Here is a 15,999-nt window from a genome sequence, read left to right on the forward strand (position 1 = left end):
ACAGCGGTCTGTGCAAATCGAAAGAAAACGGGAGGCCTGTGTCAGACCTCCCGCTGTTTTTTGCCGCCCTTTATGAAGCACCTGATTACGATGTGCCCAAACCTCGGGACAGATCGGCTGGCGTATCTGAAGCTGCGCGGTACTCCCCTTGCGGTTTCGCTTCTACGTCCGAGTGATCGGTGGTTTTGGTCACGGTATCGCGCACGGCTTCGAACCCTTCCCTTGCCTGCTGCTTTACCTTGTCGGTCAGCCCGGCGCTGGTTTTGCCCATGTAGCGTTGCTCGGTCGCTGTCGAAGGCAATGCCGCGCCCAGCATGGCGCCCAAGGCGATCCCTGCTGCGGCGACCATCAGCGGTTGTTCCTTCAACAACTGACTGAACTGAGTGCCCAGCACCTGTGTACTGCGCACCAATCGGTCACTGGCGTCATGCACGGCATGACTGATGTTGTCGGTGGCAGCCCCCAGGTTGTCGCCCAGATGTGCTGCCTTGCCTTTGACGTTCTCATAACTCTCCTTGAGTGTGTCCGCCGTCTGGTGCAAATGGTCACGCGCACTGTCGATGCCGTCAGCCAGACCGTCGGCCCATTCTCCGACGGTGTTCTGATCCGGGCCCACGCGATAGCCTGGGCGCGGTGACGGTGGCCGATTCTGGCTCATCATCAACCACAGCAAACCGACAGATGTCAGCACGGCGGGAACCGGATTATTACGAACGCTGGTTCCCAGATTGCTCAGGAAGGTGGTGCCGTTGCTCTGCATCAGCGACAGCGCCTGATCGAACATCTGACCTGGGGTGAACTTGCTTTCCAGCGCATCGACGATGTTGCCGATACTCGCCCGCTGCGCATCGATTTCACGCTCGATGGTTTCCGGGCTTTTTGCCGCTTCGGTGTCGAATTCACTGTTCATGAGACTTTCCTCCGCAACGCTTCCTGGTCTTTGTTCAAGGCATCCAGCGTGCGATCAGGCTTGAAGTGGGACGGCTCGAACTGTTTTTTCCCGGACTGCAGCATGGCGTAACCGACGATCATCACCACCACGCCGACAATCAGCGCCGCCAGCCACGGCGCCATCACGGTGCTAAGGCCGTAGACCGCAGACATCAACAAGATGATGAACCCCGCCAACAGGACAATTGCACCTCCCGCAACCCCGGCAATGCCGGCTTTCAGCGTCGTGAGACTGGCTTGAAGTTCGGCTTTGGCCAGCGCCAGTTCCTTGGTGAACAGCGCGGGCACTTCACGGGATAACTGACGTAACAGGCCGACGACCGAAGCGTCATGTTCAGGTGCGGGCACCGGTCTTGAGCCTGGAAAATCCGGATCTTCTCTGTTCATCACAGTGCTCCGTTGAAGGTTGTCGAACCCGGTGTCGAGGTCGTCGCGAAGTTCGAAGGGTGGTCTTGCTCGCTCGGTGTCGCCGGTGTATTGCCGGGGCTTTGATCGGTGCGTGGCGCCACGGAGGTTTCATAGGGGCGTTGCGCACCAAAGCCGCCTGACGGTGGCATCGAGTGGCCGGCTGCCGGGTTGTCGGCATCGGTGAATGTGGCCGCTGGAGAACTGCCAGCTTTGAGGAACCGCGACAGGCCGAAGCCCAGCGCGATGCTGCCGGCGATGAACAGCCCTGGATTGCTGCGGGCCAGCTCGGCGCCGTCATGGAGCAGTTGCTCGGCACTTTTGCCGCGCAGGTTTCCGGCCAGGCCGCTCATGGATTCCGCCATGTCGGCCAGGTAGTCGGACATGCCAAGGGTGTCCTTGCTTTCGAGTTCGGAGACGACTGATTTCGCGCCCTTGGCCAAGGCCTCGATCTGATCGGCGGCGGTGTCGCGGTATTGTCCGAACTGTGCATCCGCTTGTTGTCGGGCACCCTCAATTGCCTCCGTCACGTCCTCCTTCAAGTGCTGGTAGCCTGGCTCCGGCCCTGGGGAGTTGGGCTGGTCTGGCTGACTCCCGGTGGTGCTGTCTGAAGTATTCATGTCGTCCCTCGCCTTCTGTTTTTTAGTCAAGCGTTCCGGGAGTTCGCAGTGAGTGCCAGGCTCCCTCACTGCAGATGACGAAGGGGGGTGATTCGGAGTTCCAATGGAATGATGAGTGATGTGTTCAGTTCGTCGGCTGGCAACTTTTGATGTGAACCTGAGGGGGCATATCCGTTATTTCGGTAACGGCGGCTTAGGGTTCCGCCCTTACGGCGGGCTGCCCACTGCGCAGAACCTCCACTCGGCCTCTCGAGGGGCGACTACCGCCACAGCACCGCGAGGCGGCCTTCGGGCCGAGCTGGCTCTTCGTGCGTATGCATTTCCCTGTGGGAGCTAGCCTGCTAGCGATGGACGTTAACGATTATGCGTGCGGTCTGAATGAACGCGGTGTCTGGACATCCATCGCTAGCAGGCTAGCTCCCACAGGGGATTTTTGGCGGGCATGACATGAGTGTTCACCGCCGATGACCGGGACGGACAACAGGTCGGCTATCAGGCCGCCTCGCTTTGGTTTTTGATCCTGATCTGCCCCGTCGGAAGGCCGAGCGGAGGTTCTGCGCAGTGGGCACCGCGGCAGGGATGCCGCGGTAGCCGCCCCCGGCCATGGATGGCCGATGGCGGCGGGCCCACGGAGCAGGACCGGAGCGAGGGCATGCCGAGCCTAGGCGAGGCACCGTACGTCAGGGGCGAAAGCGTTTGGTTACTTTGCGCTCTTCAAAGTGACCCGCCGTAAGGGCGGAACAAATAGCCGCCATTACTCCAAAAACGGATATGCCCACCACCCAAAACCGTCACAACAACGAAAGCGTGTAGTTAATGATGAACCGATTCTGATCCACATCCCTCCCGGCATCCGTATTCGACTTGCCATTACGCAAACTGAACCCAAGCCCCTTGAGCGACCCCGATTGCAGCACGTAATCAAGCGTCATATCACGCTCCCACTCAGACTGATCCCCCGCATTTTGCGCCTTGATCCCCGTCCCCTTCAGATACGCGATCGTAGCCTTCAACCCCGGCACCCCCAACGGCGCGAAATCATAGCTGTACTGCCCAAAACTGGTCTCCTCACCCGCCCGGGCAAAGCTCTGGATCATCCGGTCCGTAGGCAGATAAACGCTACCACCACCCGCCCCCTTATCAATCAGGCTGCCCTGGTTCGGCTGTACAAAGTTGCTGCCATCACCCACCCGCTGATGCCCCACCGACACCGCATGACCACTGTTCGCATAGGTAACCATCGCCACCCAGGTGTTGTTGTCGATCTCACCGTTGTTATCCTCGGTAAAACCCGACACCCGATACCCTTGCGCCCTGCCCGCCGCAGAACTGTTGGCACCGGTCGACGTGGTACGGAAATAACGTAAGTCAGTGGTAAAGGAGCTTTTGCCATCGATCGGCAGCACATGGGTCAGGCCGAAGAAGTTCTGGTTGTAGAAGTCTTCCATCTGCGCAAAGTAATACTGCGCCTTCAAGTCCTTGGTGACGTTGTAGTCACCCCCGGCGAAATAGAACTTGTTGCTGTCCTGAGTGCTGCCCGCCACCGACAGTCCAGTGCGGTCAGTCGAAGCACGACCGACCGCGTGTTCAAGCACACCACTGGTCAACATCAGGCCATCGATGTCGTTCGAAGTGACCTGCGCACCCGTGAACGATTGCGGCAACACCCGGGCATCGTTCGAGATCAGGATCGGCAACTTCGGCAGCAGCGTGCCATAGCGAAATTCGGTTTTTGAAATGCGCATCTTCGCCGTCGGGCCAAAGCTGCTCCAGGCATCCGCTGCACCGTCGCCATCGGACGGGATCATGCCGCTGCCGTTGTGGCGCCCGGTGCCACTGTCCAGGGTAACGCCGAGCAACGCCTGGGCATCGACCCCGAACCCGACCCGGCCTTGAGTAAACCCGGACTCGTAACGCAAGACAAAACCCTGCGCCGCCTCCTCGGTTTTCGAAGGCTCGGCCGCGCCGTCGCGGTTGTCGCTGTTGAAATACAAGGTGCGCATCGACAGGCTGGCTTTGCTGTCTTCGAGAAAACCATGGCCGGCAGAGTCGGCTGCCTGTGCGCACATCGAACCGGTGGCCAACAAAAGTGCGGTGGGGATTGCTCGCTTGAACATACAGTGCTCCAGGGTGATTTTTTGTTTTTTTGAGTTCTTATGCGACCGCGATCCGCCCCTGGCACCCAACAGCGGCGCGCACAATCACGCGCTCCATGGGTGACCATGAGCCTTGAGGGAAGCGATCGGAGTGTTCGAGTTAGATCAAGTAAGAGAGACCCACGGTCAGCGCAAACGCCACCACCGAAATAATGGTCTCAAGCACGGTCCAGGTCTTGAACGTCTGGGCAACGGTCATGTTGAAGTATTCCTTGATCAACCAGAAGCCGCCGTCGTTGACGTGGGAAAAAATTACCGAGCCGGCGCCGGTCGCCAGCACCAGCAGCTCCGGATGCGGATAACCCAGACCGATGGCCACCGGCGCCACGATCCCCGAGGCGGTGGTCATCGCCACCGTGGCAGACCCGGTGGCAATGCGCATCAACGCCGCAAACAGCCAGCCCATGATCAGCGGCGACAAGTGAAACTCATCGGCCAGGCTGACGATCTGGTTGGTGACGCCGGCATCCACCAGAATCCGGTTCAAGCCACCGCCGGCACCGACCAGCAAGGTGATGCTGGCGGTCGGTGCCAGGCATTCGTTGGTGAACTTGAGGATCGATTCGCGGTTGAAACCCTGGGCGATGCCGAGGGTCCAGAAACTCAGCAGTGTCGCCAGCAGCAGCGCGATCACCGAGTTGCCGATGAACAGCAGAAACTGGTTGAAACCGCTGCCTGGTGTGGAAATCAGGTTGGCCCAGCCACCGATCAGCATCAGCACCACCGGCAACAGAATGGTCGCCATGGTGATGCCGAACCCCGGCAGGCTGTCACGCGGTTCGCGGTCGAGAAACTGGCGTTCCAGCGGGTTCTCCGCCGGCAGTTGAATGCGCGGCACGATGAATTTGGCGTACAGCGGACCGGCAATGATCGCGGTCGGAATGCCGATCAGAATCGCGTACATCAACGTCTGCCCGACCGACGCCCCATACACCTGCACCGCCAGCATTGCCGCCGGGTGCGGCGGCACCAGCGCATGCACCACCGACAAGCCGGCGACCATCGGCAAGCCGACCATCAGGATCGACACGCCGACCCGGCGCGCCACGGTAAAGGCGATCGGCACCAACAACACAAAACCGACCTCGAAGAACAGCGGCAGCCCGACCAGAAACGCGATGCAGACCATGGCCCAGTGCGCATTCTTCTCGCCGAACCGGTCGATCAAGGTGCGCGCCACCTGCTCGGCACCGCCGGACTCGGCCATCATCTTGCCGAGCATGGTGCCCAGCGCCACCACCAGCGCGATGTGTCCCAGGGTCTTGCCGACCCCGGCCTCGTAGGCGCCGACCACGCCGGACGGCGGCATGCCCGCCAGCAAGGCGAGGCCGATGGACACGAGGGTGATGACAATGAACGGATTAAGTCGGTAACGGGCGATCAGAACGATCAGGGCAATGATGGCGATGGCGGCATACACCAGCAGCCAATAGCCGAAGGACAGGGTCATGCGGTACTCCTCGAAAGGGTCACGTCGAATGGGTTGTGAAACTCATAAAACATTTCGAGGCGTGATTTTCAAACGAGGCGAAACTAATTTTCGTAGAGGGATAAGGGTTGTCGCGCAGAGGCATGAAGCCTCGGTGTTTTTGAAACTGGGTCAGGCGGATTTTCATCACGCCTGACCCAAAACGTCAGGCTTTGGCGGCCATCGCGGTGACTTCCACGCGCATGCCTTCGACCGCCAGCGCGGCCACACCGACGGCGGCACGAACCGGCCACGGCTTGGCGAAAAAGCGTTTGTAGACTTCGTTGAACGCCGCGCGGTCGGCCATGTCGGTGAGGTAGATGGTCAGGTGCAGAACCCGGTCCATGGAACTGCCGGCGCCTTCTAGCGCGACCTTCAGCGCCTGCAACGTGCATTCGCTCTGCAGCGTGATGTCGCCCAGTTCCAGGCTGCCGTCGGCGCGGGTGGGAATCTGCGTGGAGACCAGAATGCCGCCGAAGCCGGTGACGTCGGAGGAGATGGAATCCGCGTCAGGATCAGGAGTAAACGCGATGTCTTGGTTTGCCATGGGGGATCTCGTGCTTGAGGAGGTAAAGAGGCGGTCGATGCCTTTTGCGCGGACAGTTTACAGCCCGCAGGCTGGAATGCGTGCGCGGCGGCCCCCAGGAAAAAATCTCGAACTCCCTCCCAGGTGCTGCATCCAATGTGTAGGTCAACGGAGGTACGCACGATGAACAACGATGACAGTGTCAGTGACACCGAAAGGGATCGCAAAGACAGGGACGCCGAAGAGGTCGATGAAACAACGCCTCCCGAAGAGAATGAAGCCGAGGCGCTCCAACGGAAAATAGACGAGATAGAACGCAAAGTCGCGGATGGGAACTAGCGTGAAGGCCATCCCCGCGTGTGTTCAGCGGGGATGGCCGCATGCTCCGCACCTAGTTCGGGTCCAGCAACCCGCCACTCCAGTTGCGCGAAATCCGGCTTCCGGTGAATTTCGCGACCACCATGCCCTGTGACACCAGCCGGTCCCGATAGCGAGTGACCATCCGCCCCGCTTGCTCGGCCACCAGCACCACTTCGGAAGACGGATCACCGGGCCGTCGCAGAATCCGCGCAAACCGTTGCCCTTCCTCGACGAAATCACCCAGTTCCTTTTCAAAGATCAGCACCCCGGGTTGCGGCGCGAGGATAGTTTCCATCTGCCCCATTTCCATCACTTCGACGGGCCAGTCAGCGGGTGACAGCGCTTCGTCGATGACCCCGTAACTGCATAGCCAGGCGTACAGCCCTGCGGCATCCTGCTCGGCCAATCGATCGCTGACATCGCCCTGCCCGCGCAACTCCAGGGTCGCGGCCATGCGCTGGTCGGTGACGCCATCGCGCAACCAGGGCGCAATGATGGTTTCTTCGAAGGAGCCGTCGCCGCCGTCCTCCCAGATGATCGCCACGTCCATTTTCATCGCCGCTGCCAGTTCGCGGCCACGGGGCCAGAAACGGCGGTGCACGTAGAGGTACGGCAAGGCTTCGTCATCGGTGTGCAGGTCGAGCATCACATCCGCCGTGGCCGCCAGTTGCACCAGTTTTTTCTGCCATTCCTGGACGTTGGTCGATGGTCGCTCCATCGCGGCCGACTGGTCGAACGAGCGGTTGAAGTTATGCCCGGTCGCGTCGTGAAAGCGACCGAGAATCCGCCCTTGGCGAAACTGCCCGATGCCCAGTGGATTGGCTTGCGGCACCACGGTCACACGGCCCTTGAGCCGGCCCTCCGCCTCGGCGACCTGAAGCCGTTGCATCAACAGATGCAGCACCAGCATCCCGGCGATTTCGTCGGCATGCACCCCCGCCTGCAAATGCACCGTCGGCCCGCTGCCGTCGCCCTCGAAGCGCCAGGCGCCGACTTGCACCGCGTCGCCGTTGTTGTTGCGAACACCGAACGAAATATCCTGCGCCATCTGCTTGTCCTCCCCCGTCTTGACCGTTAAAAACCGATGCATCGCTGCCGACACTGGAGATTGAACGCACGTTCAACTAAGCTCGCCAGCCAGGCACCGCACCCAAGGATTCCCTTGTGACAACCACCCCTCCTAAAAACCGTCGCGCAGAACCCGATGAGCGTCGCGAAATGCTGGTGGCCGCCACCTTGCGTTGCCTGGTCCGTGACGGGCATGCCGGCATTTCCGTGCGCCGCATTGCCACGGAGGCCGGGGTGTCCGTCGGACTGCTCAATCACCATTTCGGCAGCATCGATGCGCTGATCGCCGACACTTATCAGAAGATCGCCAGCGAACTGACCACCGCCCTGCTCCAGGAAATCCAGCAGGCCGGCACGCCCGCCGAAAAGATGGACGCGTTCCTCAGCGGCTCTTTTTCGCCTCGGGTCATGGACCCGCAATTGCTGGGCGCCTGGGTGGTGTTCTGGAGCCTGATTCGTCACTCCGAACACGTCAGCCAGTCCCACGAAAAAAGCTACAGCGCGTATCTCGATCTGCTGCGCCAACTGCTGGATGAGATGGCCGCCAGCGAAGGGTTCGTGATCCACGACACGCGCCTGGCCGCCATTGGTTTATCGGCGATGCTCGACGGACTCTGGATCGAGTGGTGTCTGAACCCCGAAACCTTCAGCCCCGCCAACGGCCTCCACATCTGTCGTTGCTGGATAAAGGGGCTGCGTCACGGAGCATTCAGCACCGACGACGTCCTGTGACGGGTGGCGACCGAAGATCATCGCCAGGGTGCCGCTGACCGCAATCAACCCGGCACCGATCATCAGCGACACATCCATCAGCGTGCCCCAGATCAGGCTTGACAGCAGGAACGCCCAGATCAATCCGGTGTATTCGAACGGCGCCAACAAGGTGGCGGTAGCTCGCTGAAAACTGGCGAACAGCAGGAACTGACCAATACCACCCACCAGCCCGGCAACCAGCATGCCCAACCACGCCGGGGTCGGCGCCGGGGTGAACGTCCAGGGCAATGCGACGGTCATGCACAGCACAAACACCACGTTGGTGATCAGCATCTGCTCCAGTACTGACGTCTGGTCGTCCACCTGGCGCAACTGGATGTAGGTGAACGCCCAGCACATCGCCGCCAGCAGCGTCAGCACGATTGGCCACGGGTCGACGATCTGGCTTGGGCGACAGGCGATGATCACCCCGACAAACCCGAGGATCAGGGAAAACCACTGCCAGCCGCTGGCCCGTTCCTTGAGAATCACCGCCGCCAGCACCGTGACCATGATCGGCGCGGAAAAATACAGGGTGGTCATTTCCGCCAGCGACAGGTCCCGGGCGGCCGTGTAATACAGCAGCCAGGCGACAATCGACAGCAAACCGCGCACCACCAGCAAGCGTCGGCTCGGCGAATTCCAGGCGCGCTGGATCAGACGCAGGCGCCCCGCCAACAGGCAAGCGACGACCACCACCAGGCTGCGCCAGAACAGGATGGTGACCACTGAGTAGTCGGCCACCAGCCACTTGATGACCGCGTCCTGCAACGCCAGGAACGCGTATCCCAAGGTGCACAGGCCAATGCCTTGCAGCGACCGGTCGACGACTTGCGACGTGCTCATTACACCGACCTGCGCACAGGCGTCCCGCGCCGTTCGGCAAAGGCAAACAGCGCCTCGATCAGGAACGTCAGGCAGACGTAAACGCCGGCCACCAGCAACAGCGGTTCATAGACTTGCAGGGTTTGCGCCCGCACCACGTTGGCGGCGCCCAGCAGGTCGACAATGGCAATCGTCGAGGCCAGCGCCGTGGATTTCAGCAGCATCACGGTCTCCCCGGCCAGTGTCGGCAACAGCAACCGCAGTGCCCGAGGCAAGCGCACCCGCAGCAGCGACTGACGCGGGGTCATGCCAAACGCCGAGGCCGCTTCCATCTCGCCTTTGGGCACCGCCAACAGACCGCCGCGAATCACTTCGCCGACATAGGCCCCCACCGACACCACCAGGGCGAACACGATGTACCAATATCCGTCGCGCAAATAAGGCCAGAGAAAACTGCCGCGTATCAGCGGGAACTGCGCAAACAGACTGCCGAGCCCGTAGTAGAAAATGTAGATCTGGATCAGCAACGGCGTGCCGCGGGTCACGCTGGTGTAGAACAAGCTGACCTTGGCGATCACTTTGTTTTTCGAGATCCGCGCCAGCGCCACCAGCACCGCCAGCGCAAAACCGAACACGCTGGAAATCAACAGGATGGTGATGGTCGTTTGCAGCCCCCGGCCCAACAGCGCCGCGTATTCAACTATCCACGCTGGAATCATTTCATTCACTCAGCCAAAGGCATCCAGCGACGAATACGCCGCTCAAGCCGTCCAGACAGGTAGTTGGACACCAACGTCACCGCGTAGTACAACGCTGCGGCCGTGAGGTAGAACAACAAGTAATGACGCGTCGAGCCCGCGCCTTGCTTGGCGGTGTACAACAGCTCATTGGTGCCGACCACACTGATCAAGGCGCTGTCCTTGATCAGGTTGATCCACAGGTTGGCCATCCCGGCCATCGCATACGGCGCCATGATCGGCAGCGTGACGCGGCGGAACAGGCCAAAACCGCTCAAGCCGAAAGCCTTCGCCGCTTCGATCTGGCCGAAAGGAATCGCCTGGATCGCTGCACGGAAAATCTCCGAGGCGTAGGCGCCCTGCACCAGCCCCAGCACCACGATGGCGGCCAGCGGACCGCTGACATTCACGGTGCCGTAACCCATCTGGGTCATCAGCGAATTGAGGAGCATGGAGCCGACGTAGTACAGCAACAGGATCAGCAGCAACTCCGGAATTGCGCGGAACAAGGTCGTGTAACCGCGCATTAGCGCGGCGATAGGCTTTGGCGCGCCGAGCTTCAGGCAGGCCACCACCAGACCGATGAACAGCCCGAGCACAAAGGCCCCGGCCGATATTTGCAGGGTCATCCAAAGACCCTTCAACAGCGCACCGCCCCATCCTGTTTCGCTGAAGTTGATCAATTCGAACATGGCTGGCATTTCAGTCTCCGGTTAGCGCAATCACTGTCTGATGCAATCCCCTGTGGGAGCGGGCTTGCCCGCGATGGGGCCCTTGAGGCCGCCAAAAGCATCGCGAGCAAGCCCGCTCCCACAGGGATTTGTGTTCAGGTCAGAACGCGGGTTTCACGCTGGTACCGAAGTAGTGCTGGGACAGGTCGTCATAGTCTTTGCTGGCCAGTAAAGAGGAGATGGCCTTGTCGAGTTTGGCCTTGAGTTCGGCGTCATCCTTGCGCAGACCGGCGCCCACGCCCTTGCCGAAGATCGGGTCATACGGCACGGCGCCCAGGTACTCGAGGTTGCTGTTGCGGGCATCCGGGGTCTGGACGAAAGCCGCCATGGCCGTACCGTCCGCCATCATCAGGTCGATGCGCCCGGCAATCAGATCGGCGTTGGCCGAGTCTTGGGTGTCGTAATACTTCACGTCAGCGATTTTTTCGTAGTACTGCTTGAGGTAGCTGGCGCTCACCGTCGAGTTCTGCACACCGATGATCTTGCCCTTGAGGTCATCCGGATACTTTTTCACCGACGCGCCTTTGGGCCCGACAATCGCAATCACAGAGTCGTAATACGCTTTGCTGAAGGCGATCTGTTTTTCCCGTTCTTCTGTCACCGACATCGAAGAGAAAATCACGTCGATCTTCTTCGCCAGCAACGACGGAATGATCCCGTCCCACGCCACTTCCTTGATCTCGCACTCGGCTTTCATTTCGCTGCACAGCTTGTGGATCAGGTCGACTTCAAAACCTTTCCATTCACCGTTGGCCTGCTTCTCGGTGTACGGCGGATAGGGTTCCGCTGCGACCGCGAACCTGATCGGCTGCGGCTGAGTTTGAGCTTGGGCCGCGCTCATGCCAGCCAGCAACACGCAGGCCACGCCCGTCATCCAGTTTGCCAAACGTCGATTTCCCATGATTTTGCCCCGTCTTTTTATGATGTTTTCAGCGAGTCTGATGAGCGTTGACGAACTGCCGGCAACGCTCGCTGCGTGGGTGTACGAACACTTCGTCCGGCGAACCGGTTTCCTCGATCAGCCCTTGGTGCAAGTAGGCGACTTTGGAAGAGACATCGCGGGCAAACGCCATTTCATGAGTCACCAGAATCATGGTCCGGCCTTCTTCCGCGAGGGAGCGGATCACCCGCAGCACTTCGCCGACCAGTTCCGGGTCGAGTGCCGAGGTGGGTTCATCGAACAGCATGACCTTGGGCCGCATGGCCAGGGCCCGGGCGATGGCCACCCGTTGTTGCTGTCCCCCGGAAAGAAACGCCGGGTACTCGTTGCGCTTGGCCGACAGCCCCACGCGTTCGAGCAAGGCTTCGGCCCGCTCAGTGGCCTCCGCACGGCTTTCACGCAGGACCTGGGTCGGCGCTTCGATGAGGTTTTCCAGCACCGTGCGATGGGGCCAGAGGTTGAAGTTCTGGAACACCATGCCCAGGCTGGACCGGATGCGCACCAGTTGCTTGGCATCCTTCACCAGCGGTGCACCGGGACGGTCGAAGTTCAGGTGGATGCTTTCGCCGTCCACCAGAATGCGCCCCTGGTCCGGCACTTCGAGCATGTTGATGCAGCGCAGCAAGGTACTTTTACCCGAGCCGCTGGCACCGATCAGCGAGATCACATCGCCTTCGCGGGCGGTCAGGGAAACGCCTTTGAGCACCTCGATATTGCCGAAGCGTTTGTGCAGGCCATCGACCTCAATCATGGTCTTGGCCTTGACCGGTTCAGCAATCGCTTCGCAGGTGACACGGCTGATCACCGGGCGCGGCGCTTCACCTTTCAACACCAGGACAAAATCGCGGATGCGCTGGCAGGCTTGGGCCAGTCGTTCTTCACCCAGGGTGAATGAAAGCCGCACAAAGCCTTGGGCCGGCTCGCCGAAAGCGGCCGCGTCCAACACCGAGACGCGCGCCTCACGCAACAGCCGCCAGGCGAACTCCAGAGAAGTCAGGCCGGTTTCTCGCACGTCCACCAGCACGAACATGCCGGCATCGGGGTTGAGCACTGAAATGCCCGGGCACTCCGACAGGCTGGTCACCACCAGATCACGGCGACGCCGATAGATGTCGCGCATGCCGTGGGTCACGTCTTCATGGGCCTGAACCGCCTTGAGCGCGGCCTCCATGACAAAGCCCGGCAAGCCGTAAAGCATGCTCAACACCAGGGTTTCGGCATGCGCCACGAGGGCTTCATCGGCGACGATCCAGCCGGTACGCCAGCCGGTCATGGCGTGGGATTTCGACAGACTGCCGACCACCACGCAGCGCTCGGCCATGCCCGGCAATGCCGCCAGGCTGAGGTGTTCGCGTTCGAAGGTCAGGCTCTCATAGACCTCGTCCACCACGACCCACAGGTCATGCTGGATGGCGAGGTCGGCAATGGCTTGCAGCTCTTCGCGGTTGAGCACCACGCCGGTAGGGTTATTCGGATTGGAGAAGAACAGCGCCCGGGTGCGCGGGGTGATGGCCTTGGCCAGCACGGCGGCATCGAGGCGAAAACCTGAATCCGCCGCGCACGGCACGCGTACCAACGTGGCGCCGGAAGCCTTGAGCGTCGCCTCGTAGGTCACGTACATCGGGTCCAGGGCAATCACTTCGTCGCCGGTATTGAGCAGGCACATCGAGGTGATGAACAGCGCGTTCTGTGCCCCCGCCGCGATGATCACGTTGGGTGCCGTCACCTCGCGGTCGAACAGCAAGCTGTATCGGGTGGCGATGGCTTCTCGCAACGCCTGGCGCCCGGCGATTTCGGTGTAGTGGGTGTCCCCTTCGCGCAGCGCATGAATCGCGGCATCGGTGATGAAATCGGGGGTGGGAAAATCCGGATCGCCGACGCTGAGAATGATCACATCCTCACCACGGCGTTGGGCTTCAAAGGCCGCATTGTGAATATCCCAGGCGGCAACGCCGTCGCCTGAAATCCGCTCAACAAAGGGTGAAAACCGCATGCCAGTGCCTCGTTCGAATAGAAGAAACGCAAGCCCGCGCTACCAGCCGGGGAGGTGGAACGAACATAGTCGAAGCTGAACACTCGTTCAACAGAAAAGTGACCAGGGTTCGCGTTCAGCGTAAACAGGTCGTTTTTACGACAGTCGTGCCGTTTCCAGGCCGACAAAACGAAAGGCTTCGACAAGCGGCTCGCCGCCGTCGACAAGACGTTTAAAAGCCAGTTGCTAGCCATCTGCCATCAACCGATAATCCTGCCCCCGCAAACACTCACGCAAGGAAACGCCGTGAAAAAGTCCCTACTGTTAGTCCCCCTGTTCGCCCTGTTGCTGCAAGGTTGTGGCGTGACCATGACCCGTTATGAGCCGAGCTTCGAAAACGTCCAACAACTCAAGCAGACTCCACCCCTGCAATCGATCAGCAATGCTCAGGTCAAGGCAGATGCCGGTCAGGGCTCGTTGACTGTCCGGGCCAACCCGATCAGCTCGCCGAGTGGCAGCATCACGCAACATATACAGGATGCCATTACCGAAGAGCTGGGCCGGGCGGGCCTGCTGAACCCGCAAGCTCAGCGACATCTGGATGTGTTGGTGGTCAAGAATGAGCTGACTGCAGGCATGGGCACCGGAACGGGCCAGCTTGCGGCGCGCTTTACGTTGCTCAAGGGTAATGAGGTGGTTTACGACGCGACCAAGGATGTCAGCCGCCAGTGGGACAGTAGCTTTTTCGGCGCCATCGCGATTCCCAATGCCGCCAATGCCTACAACCCGATGGTTCGTGATTTGCTGAAGACGTTGTACAGCGACCCGCAGTTCATTCAAGCCCTCAAGTAAGGGCAAAAAAAGAGCCGCTCATGCGGCTCTTGTTTTTTGTCAGGCTCGCGGCACGTTTGCATCGAGTGCCGAGTACTTCAGGCTTTTGCTCTCGACCACCTGCTTGAGCAACGCATTGACCTGGCGGCTGAAGGTATCGGTGATTGCCTCTTTCGGGGTGTTGGCCATCAACGGCACAAACCAGATGCCCATCCAGGTGTTGATCCCGTCATGGTTGCTCGCGTTGGTCAGCGTTTGCCCTTGCGAGTCGAGTGTCTCCAGGCTCATGGTGTATTGGTCGGTCGCCATGGTCGGAATGACGGTAAACGTCAGGCCGCTGATAAAGGCCATGACCAGCTGACCACCGCCCGGTGGATGGTTGTAAACCTTCAAGCGCAGGTTGTAATCACCCGGCTGTTTCTGGAACTCGTCCAGCGTGACACGGCCGAACAGACCGGAATCGCTCAGCACTTTTTGCAGTTCGGGTTTTAGCATGTCGCGTGCTTGCGGCATTTCGACGGCTGAAGCGCTTTTCGGCTCGCCTTGATAGAAATCGAAGTCTACATAGACGTTCGGTTTGTTCGAATAACTGGACATCGACGGCAGGTTGACCGGAGCGACTTCGTCTTGGGTGAAGCTGGCGCAACCACTTAGCCCGAGCACCAAGGCCAACCCTAGAACTTTCCCAAATTGCATGACAACTCCCTTAAATGATGGCATAGCGCCTCCATGCGGGAGGCTGGCCGCGATTCTAGAGCGTTGTCAGCGATTGTAAAAGGCCATCACTTAAAAACGAGCTGCCTCACGCCCACCCTTCCAGCCGCAACGTGGCCCTGACCAGACGCTGCTCTTCGCTTTCGATTTCCCTGAGGTTCTCGCAGATGCTCTGGATGTGCGCGATGGCGGCCTTGCGCGCCTGCTCGGGCATGCGACCGGTCACGGCGTTGTAGAGCCGGGCGTGCTGCCGGTCGATCTGGCGCTTTTGCGGTGCGCGGTGGTAGAGGTTGTTGACCGAGGCGAACACCGTGTTGAGCAGCAAGTCCGTCAGCGAGCGCAAGGTTTGCACCAGCACCGGGTTGTGCGAGGCCTCGCAAATCGCCAAGTGAAAGGCATGATCGAGCCGCGCGTGTTCGCTCGCTTCCATCGACCGCGTGTGAGCATCAAGCAGCGCTTCATAGCTGCGGGTGATGAGGACAAAATCCGCCTCGGTGCCGCGTAAGGCGGCCAGCCGAGCGGACTCGCCTTCCAGCAGGCTGCGCACCTCGAACAAATCGTAGAGCGTGCGCGGTTGCGAGCTGAACAAATGCATCAGCGGCGATGCGGCCCCCTGACCCGACAGATCCGCGACAAACGATCCCTTGCCCTGCTCCGTCTTGATAATCCCCCGGGCACGCAGCAATTTCAGGCCCTCGCGCAGCGCTGTGCGCGAGACGCCGAGCTTTTCGGTCAGGCGCCGTTCCGAGGGCAACAGCTGCCCGGTCTTGAGGACCCCGTCCACGATCAGGCGCTCTATGCGTTCACAGACCACGTCTGCGACTTGAGGATTGCGGGTCACTTGCGCACTGTCCATCGAGCCTCCAACTGGTATGACCAGCGTTGCCGGCAAAACCCGACACGTCGAATACAACTCTAACTGCCTGTTTAGACGCTTATTTT

Annotated in this window: 16 protein-coding genes and 1 pseudogene; 3 read left to right on the forward strand and 14 right to left on the reverse strand. The window is 60.3% G+C overall.

Going from position 1 to position 15,999, the window contains the following annotated elements:
- Positions 1-85: 85 nt before the first annotated feature.
- From ACA060_RS17325 to ACA060_RS17350, 6 genes are all read right to left on the reverse strand, one after another.
- Entirely contained in the window at positions 86-910 is an 825-nt protein-coding gene (locus ACA060_RS17325) for a DUF3618 domain-containing protein (RefSeq protein WP_497312009.1), read from the reverse strand.
- A complete protein-coding gene (locus ACA060_RS17330) occupies positions 907-1,338 on the reverse strand; it encodes a phage holin family protein (protein ID WP_497312011.1) in 432 nt (143 codons plus the stop codon). Before ACA060_RS17330 ends, ACA060_RS17325 begins: the two co-directional genes overlap by 4 nt.
- Entirely contained in the window at positions 1,338-1,976 is a 639-nt protein-coding gene (locus tag ACA060_RS17335; protein ID WP_497312013.1) for a hypothetical protein, read from the reverse strand. Before ACA060_RS17335 ends, ACA060_RS17330 begins: the two co-directional genes overlap by 1 nt.
- Before the next feature lie 791 nt (positions 1,977-2,767).
- Positions 2,768-4,093: an OprD family porin gene (locus ACA060_RS17340; protein WP_497312015.1), complete on the reverse strand. Its 1,326-nt coding sequence runs from the start codon at positions 4,091-4,093 to the stop codon at positions 2,768-2,770.
- A gap of 139 nt (positions 4,094-4,232) precedes the next feature.
- The gene (locus ACA060_RS17345; protein WP_109627859.1) at positions 4,233-5,582 is read right to left on the reverse strand and encodes a GntT/GntP/DsdX family permease; all 1,350 of its coding nucleotides are present in this window, start codon (positions 5,580-5,582) and stop codon (positions 4,233-4,235) included.
- Between the two features lie 184 nt (positions 5,583-5,766).
- Entirely contained in the window at positions 5,767-6,147 is a 381-nt protein-coding gene (locus ACA060_RS17350; RefSeq protein WP_109632739.1) for a RidA family protein, read from the reverse strand.
- Positions 6,148-6,309: 162 nt separating this feature from the next.
- Here ACA060_RS17350 and ACA060_RS17355 point away from each other — a divergent pair, with 162 nt between their 5' ends.
- On the forward strand, positions 6,310-6,465 hold the full coding sequence (locus ACA060_RS17355) for a hypothetical protein (RefSeq protein WP_178082311.1): 156 nt from the start codon (positions 6,310-6,312) through the stop codon (positions 6,463-6,465).
- Positions 6,466-6,517: 52 nt separating this feature from the next.
- Here ACA060_RS17355 and ACA060_RS17360 read toward each other — a convergent pair whose 3' ends face one another.
- Positions 6,518-7,534 (reverse strand): M14 family metallopeptidase, encoded by a 1,017-nt coding sequence (locus tag ACA060_RS17360; protein WP_497312017.1) that lies wholly within the window; start codon positions 7,532-7,534, stop codon positions 6,518-6,520.
- Positions 7,535-7,704: 170 nt separating this feature from the next.
- On the opposite strand from ACA060_RS17360, the pseudogene ACA060_RS17365 reads away from it, so the two are divergent.
- A pseudogene (locus tag ACA060_RS17365) lies at positions 7,705-8,190 on the forward strand (TetR family transcriptional regulator C-terminal domain-containing protein); the annotation flags it as partial.
- On the opposite strand, the gene ACA060_RS17370 reads toward ACA060_RS17365, so the two are convergent.
- From ACA060_RS17370 to ACA060_RS17390, 5 genes are all read right to left on the reverse strand, one after another.
- Entirely contained in the window at positions 8,146-9,153 is a 1,008-nt protein-coding gene (locus tag ACA060_RS17370; RefSeq protein ID WP_497312019.1) for a DMT family transporter, read from the reverse strand. The pseudogene ACA060_RS17365 and the gene ACA060_RS17370 overlap by 45 nt on opposite strands.
- On the reverse strand, positions 9,153-9,851 hold the full coding sequence (locus ACA060_RS17375) for an ABC transporter permease (protein ID WP_497318295.1): 699 nt from the start codon (positions 9,849-9,851) through the stop codon (positions 9,153-9,155). The genes ACA060_RS17370 and ACA060_RS17375 overlap by 1 nt, the downstream gene beginning before the upstream one ends.
- Before the next feature lie 5 nt (positions 9,852-9,856).
- On the reverse strand, positions 9,857-10,570 hold the full coding sequence (locus ACA060_RS17380) for an ABC transporter permease (RefSeq protein WP_109632746.1): 714 nt from the start codon (positions 10,568-10,570) through the stop codon (positions 9,857-9,859).
- 130 nt (positions 10,571-10,700) lie between these two features.
- On the reverse strand, positions 10,701-11,501 hold the full coding sequence (locus ACA060_RS17385) for a transporter substrate-binding domain-containing protein (protein ID WP_497312021.1): 801 nt from the start codon (positions 11,499-11,501) through the stop codon (positions 10,701-10,703).
- Positions 11,502-11,529: 28 nt separating this feature from the next.
- Positions 11,530-13,533 (reverse strand): aminotransferase class I/II-fold pyridoxal phosphate-dependent enzyme, encoded by a 2,004-nt coding sequence (locus ACA060_RS17390; protein ID WP_497312023.1) that lies wholly within the window; start codon positions 13,531-13,533, stop codon positions 11,530-11,532.
- Between the two features lie 285 nt (positions 13,534-13,818).
- Here ACA060_RS17390 and ACA060_RS17395 point away from each other — a divergent pair, with 285 nt between their 5' ends.
- Positions 13,819-14,364, forward strand: coding sequence for a hypothetical protein (locus tag ACA060_RS17395; RefSeq protein WP_497312025.1), 546 nt, complete (start codon positions 13,819-13,821; stop codon positions 14,362-14,364).
- Positions 14,365-14,403: 39 nt separating this feature from the next.
- Here ACA060_RS17395 and ACA060_RS17400 read toward each other — a convergent pair whose 3' ends face one another.
- The gene (locus tag ACA060_RS17400; protein ID WP_497312027.1) at positions 14,404-15,039 is read right to left on the reverse strand and encodes a hypothetical protein; all 636 of its coding nucleotides are present in this window, start codon (positions 15,037-15,039) and stop codon (positions 14,404-14,406) included.
- Between the two features lie 106 nt (positions 15,040-15,145).
- Entirely contained in the window at positions 15,146-15,913 is a 768-nt protein-coding gene (gene glcC, locus ACA060_RS17405) for a transcriptional regulator GlcC (RefSeq protein WP_109632754.1), read from the reverse strand.
- Positions 15,914-15,999 lie beyond the last annotated feature (86 nt).

Source organism: Pseudomonas sp. LBUM1671, from assembly GCF_059695685.1.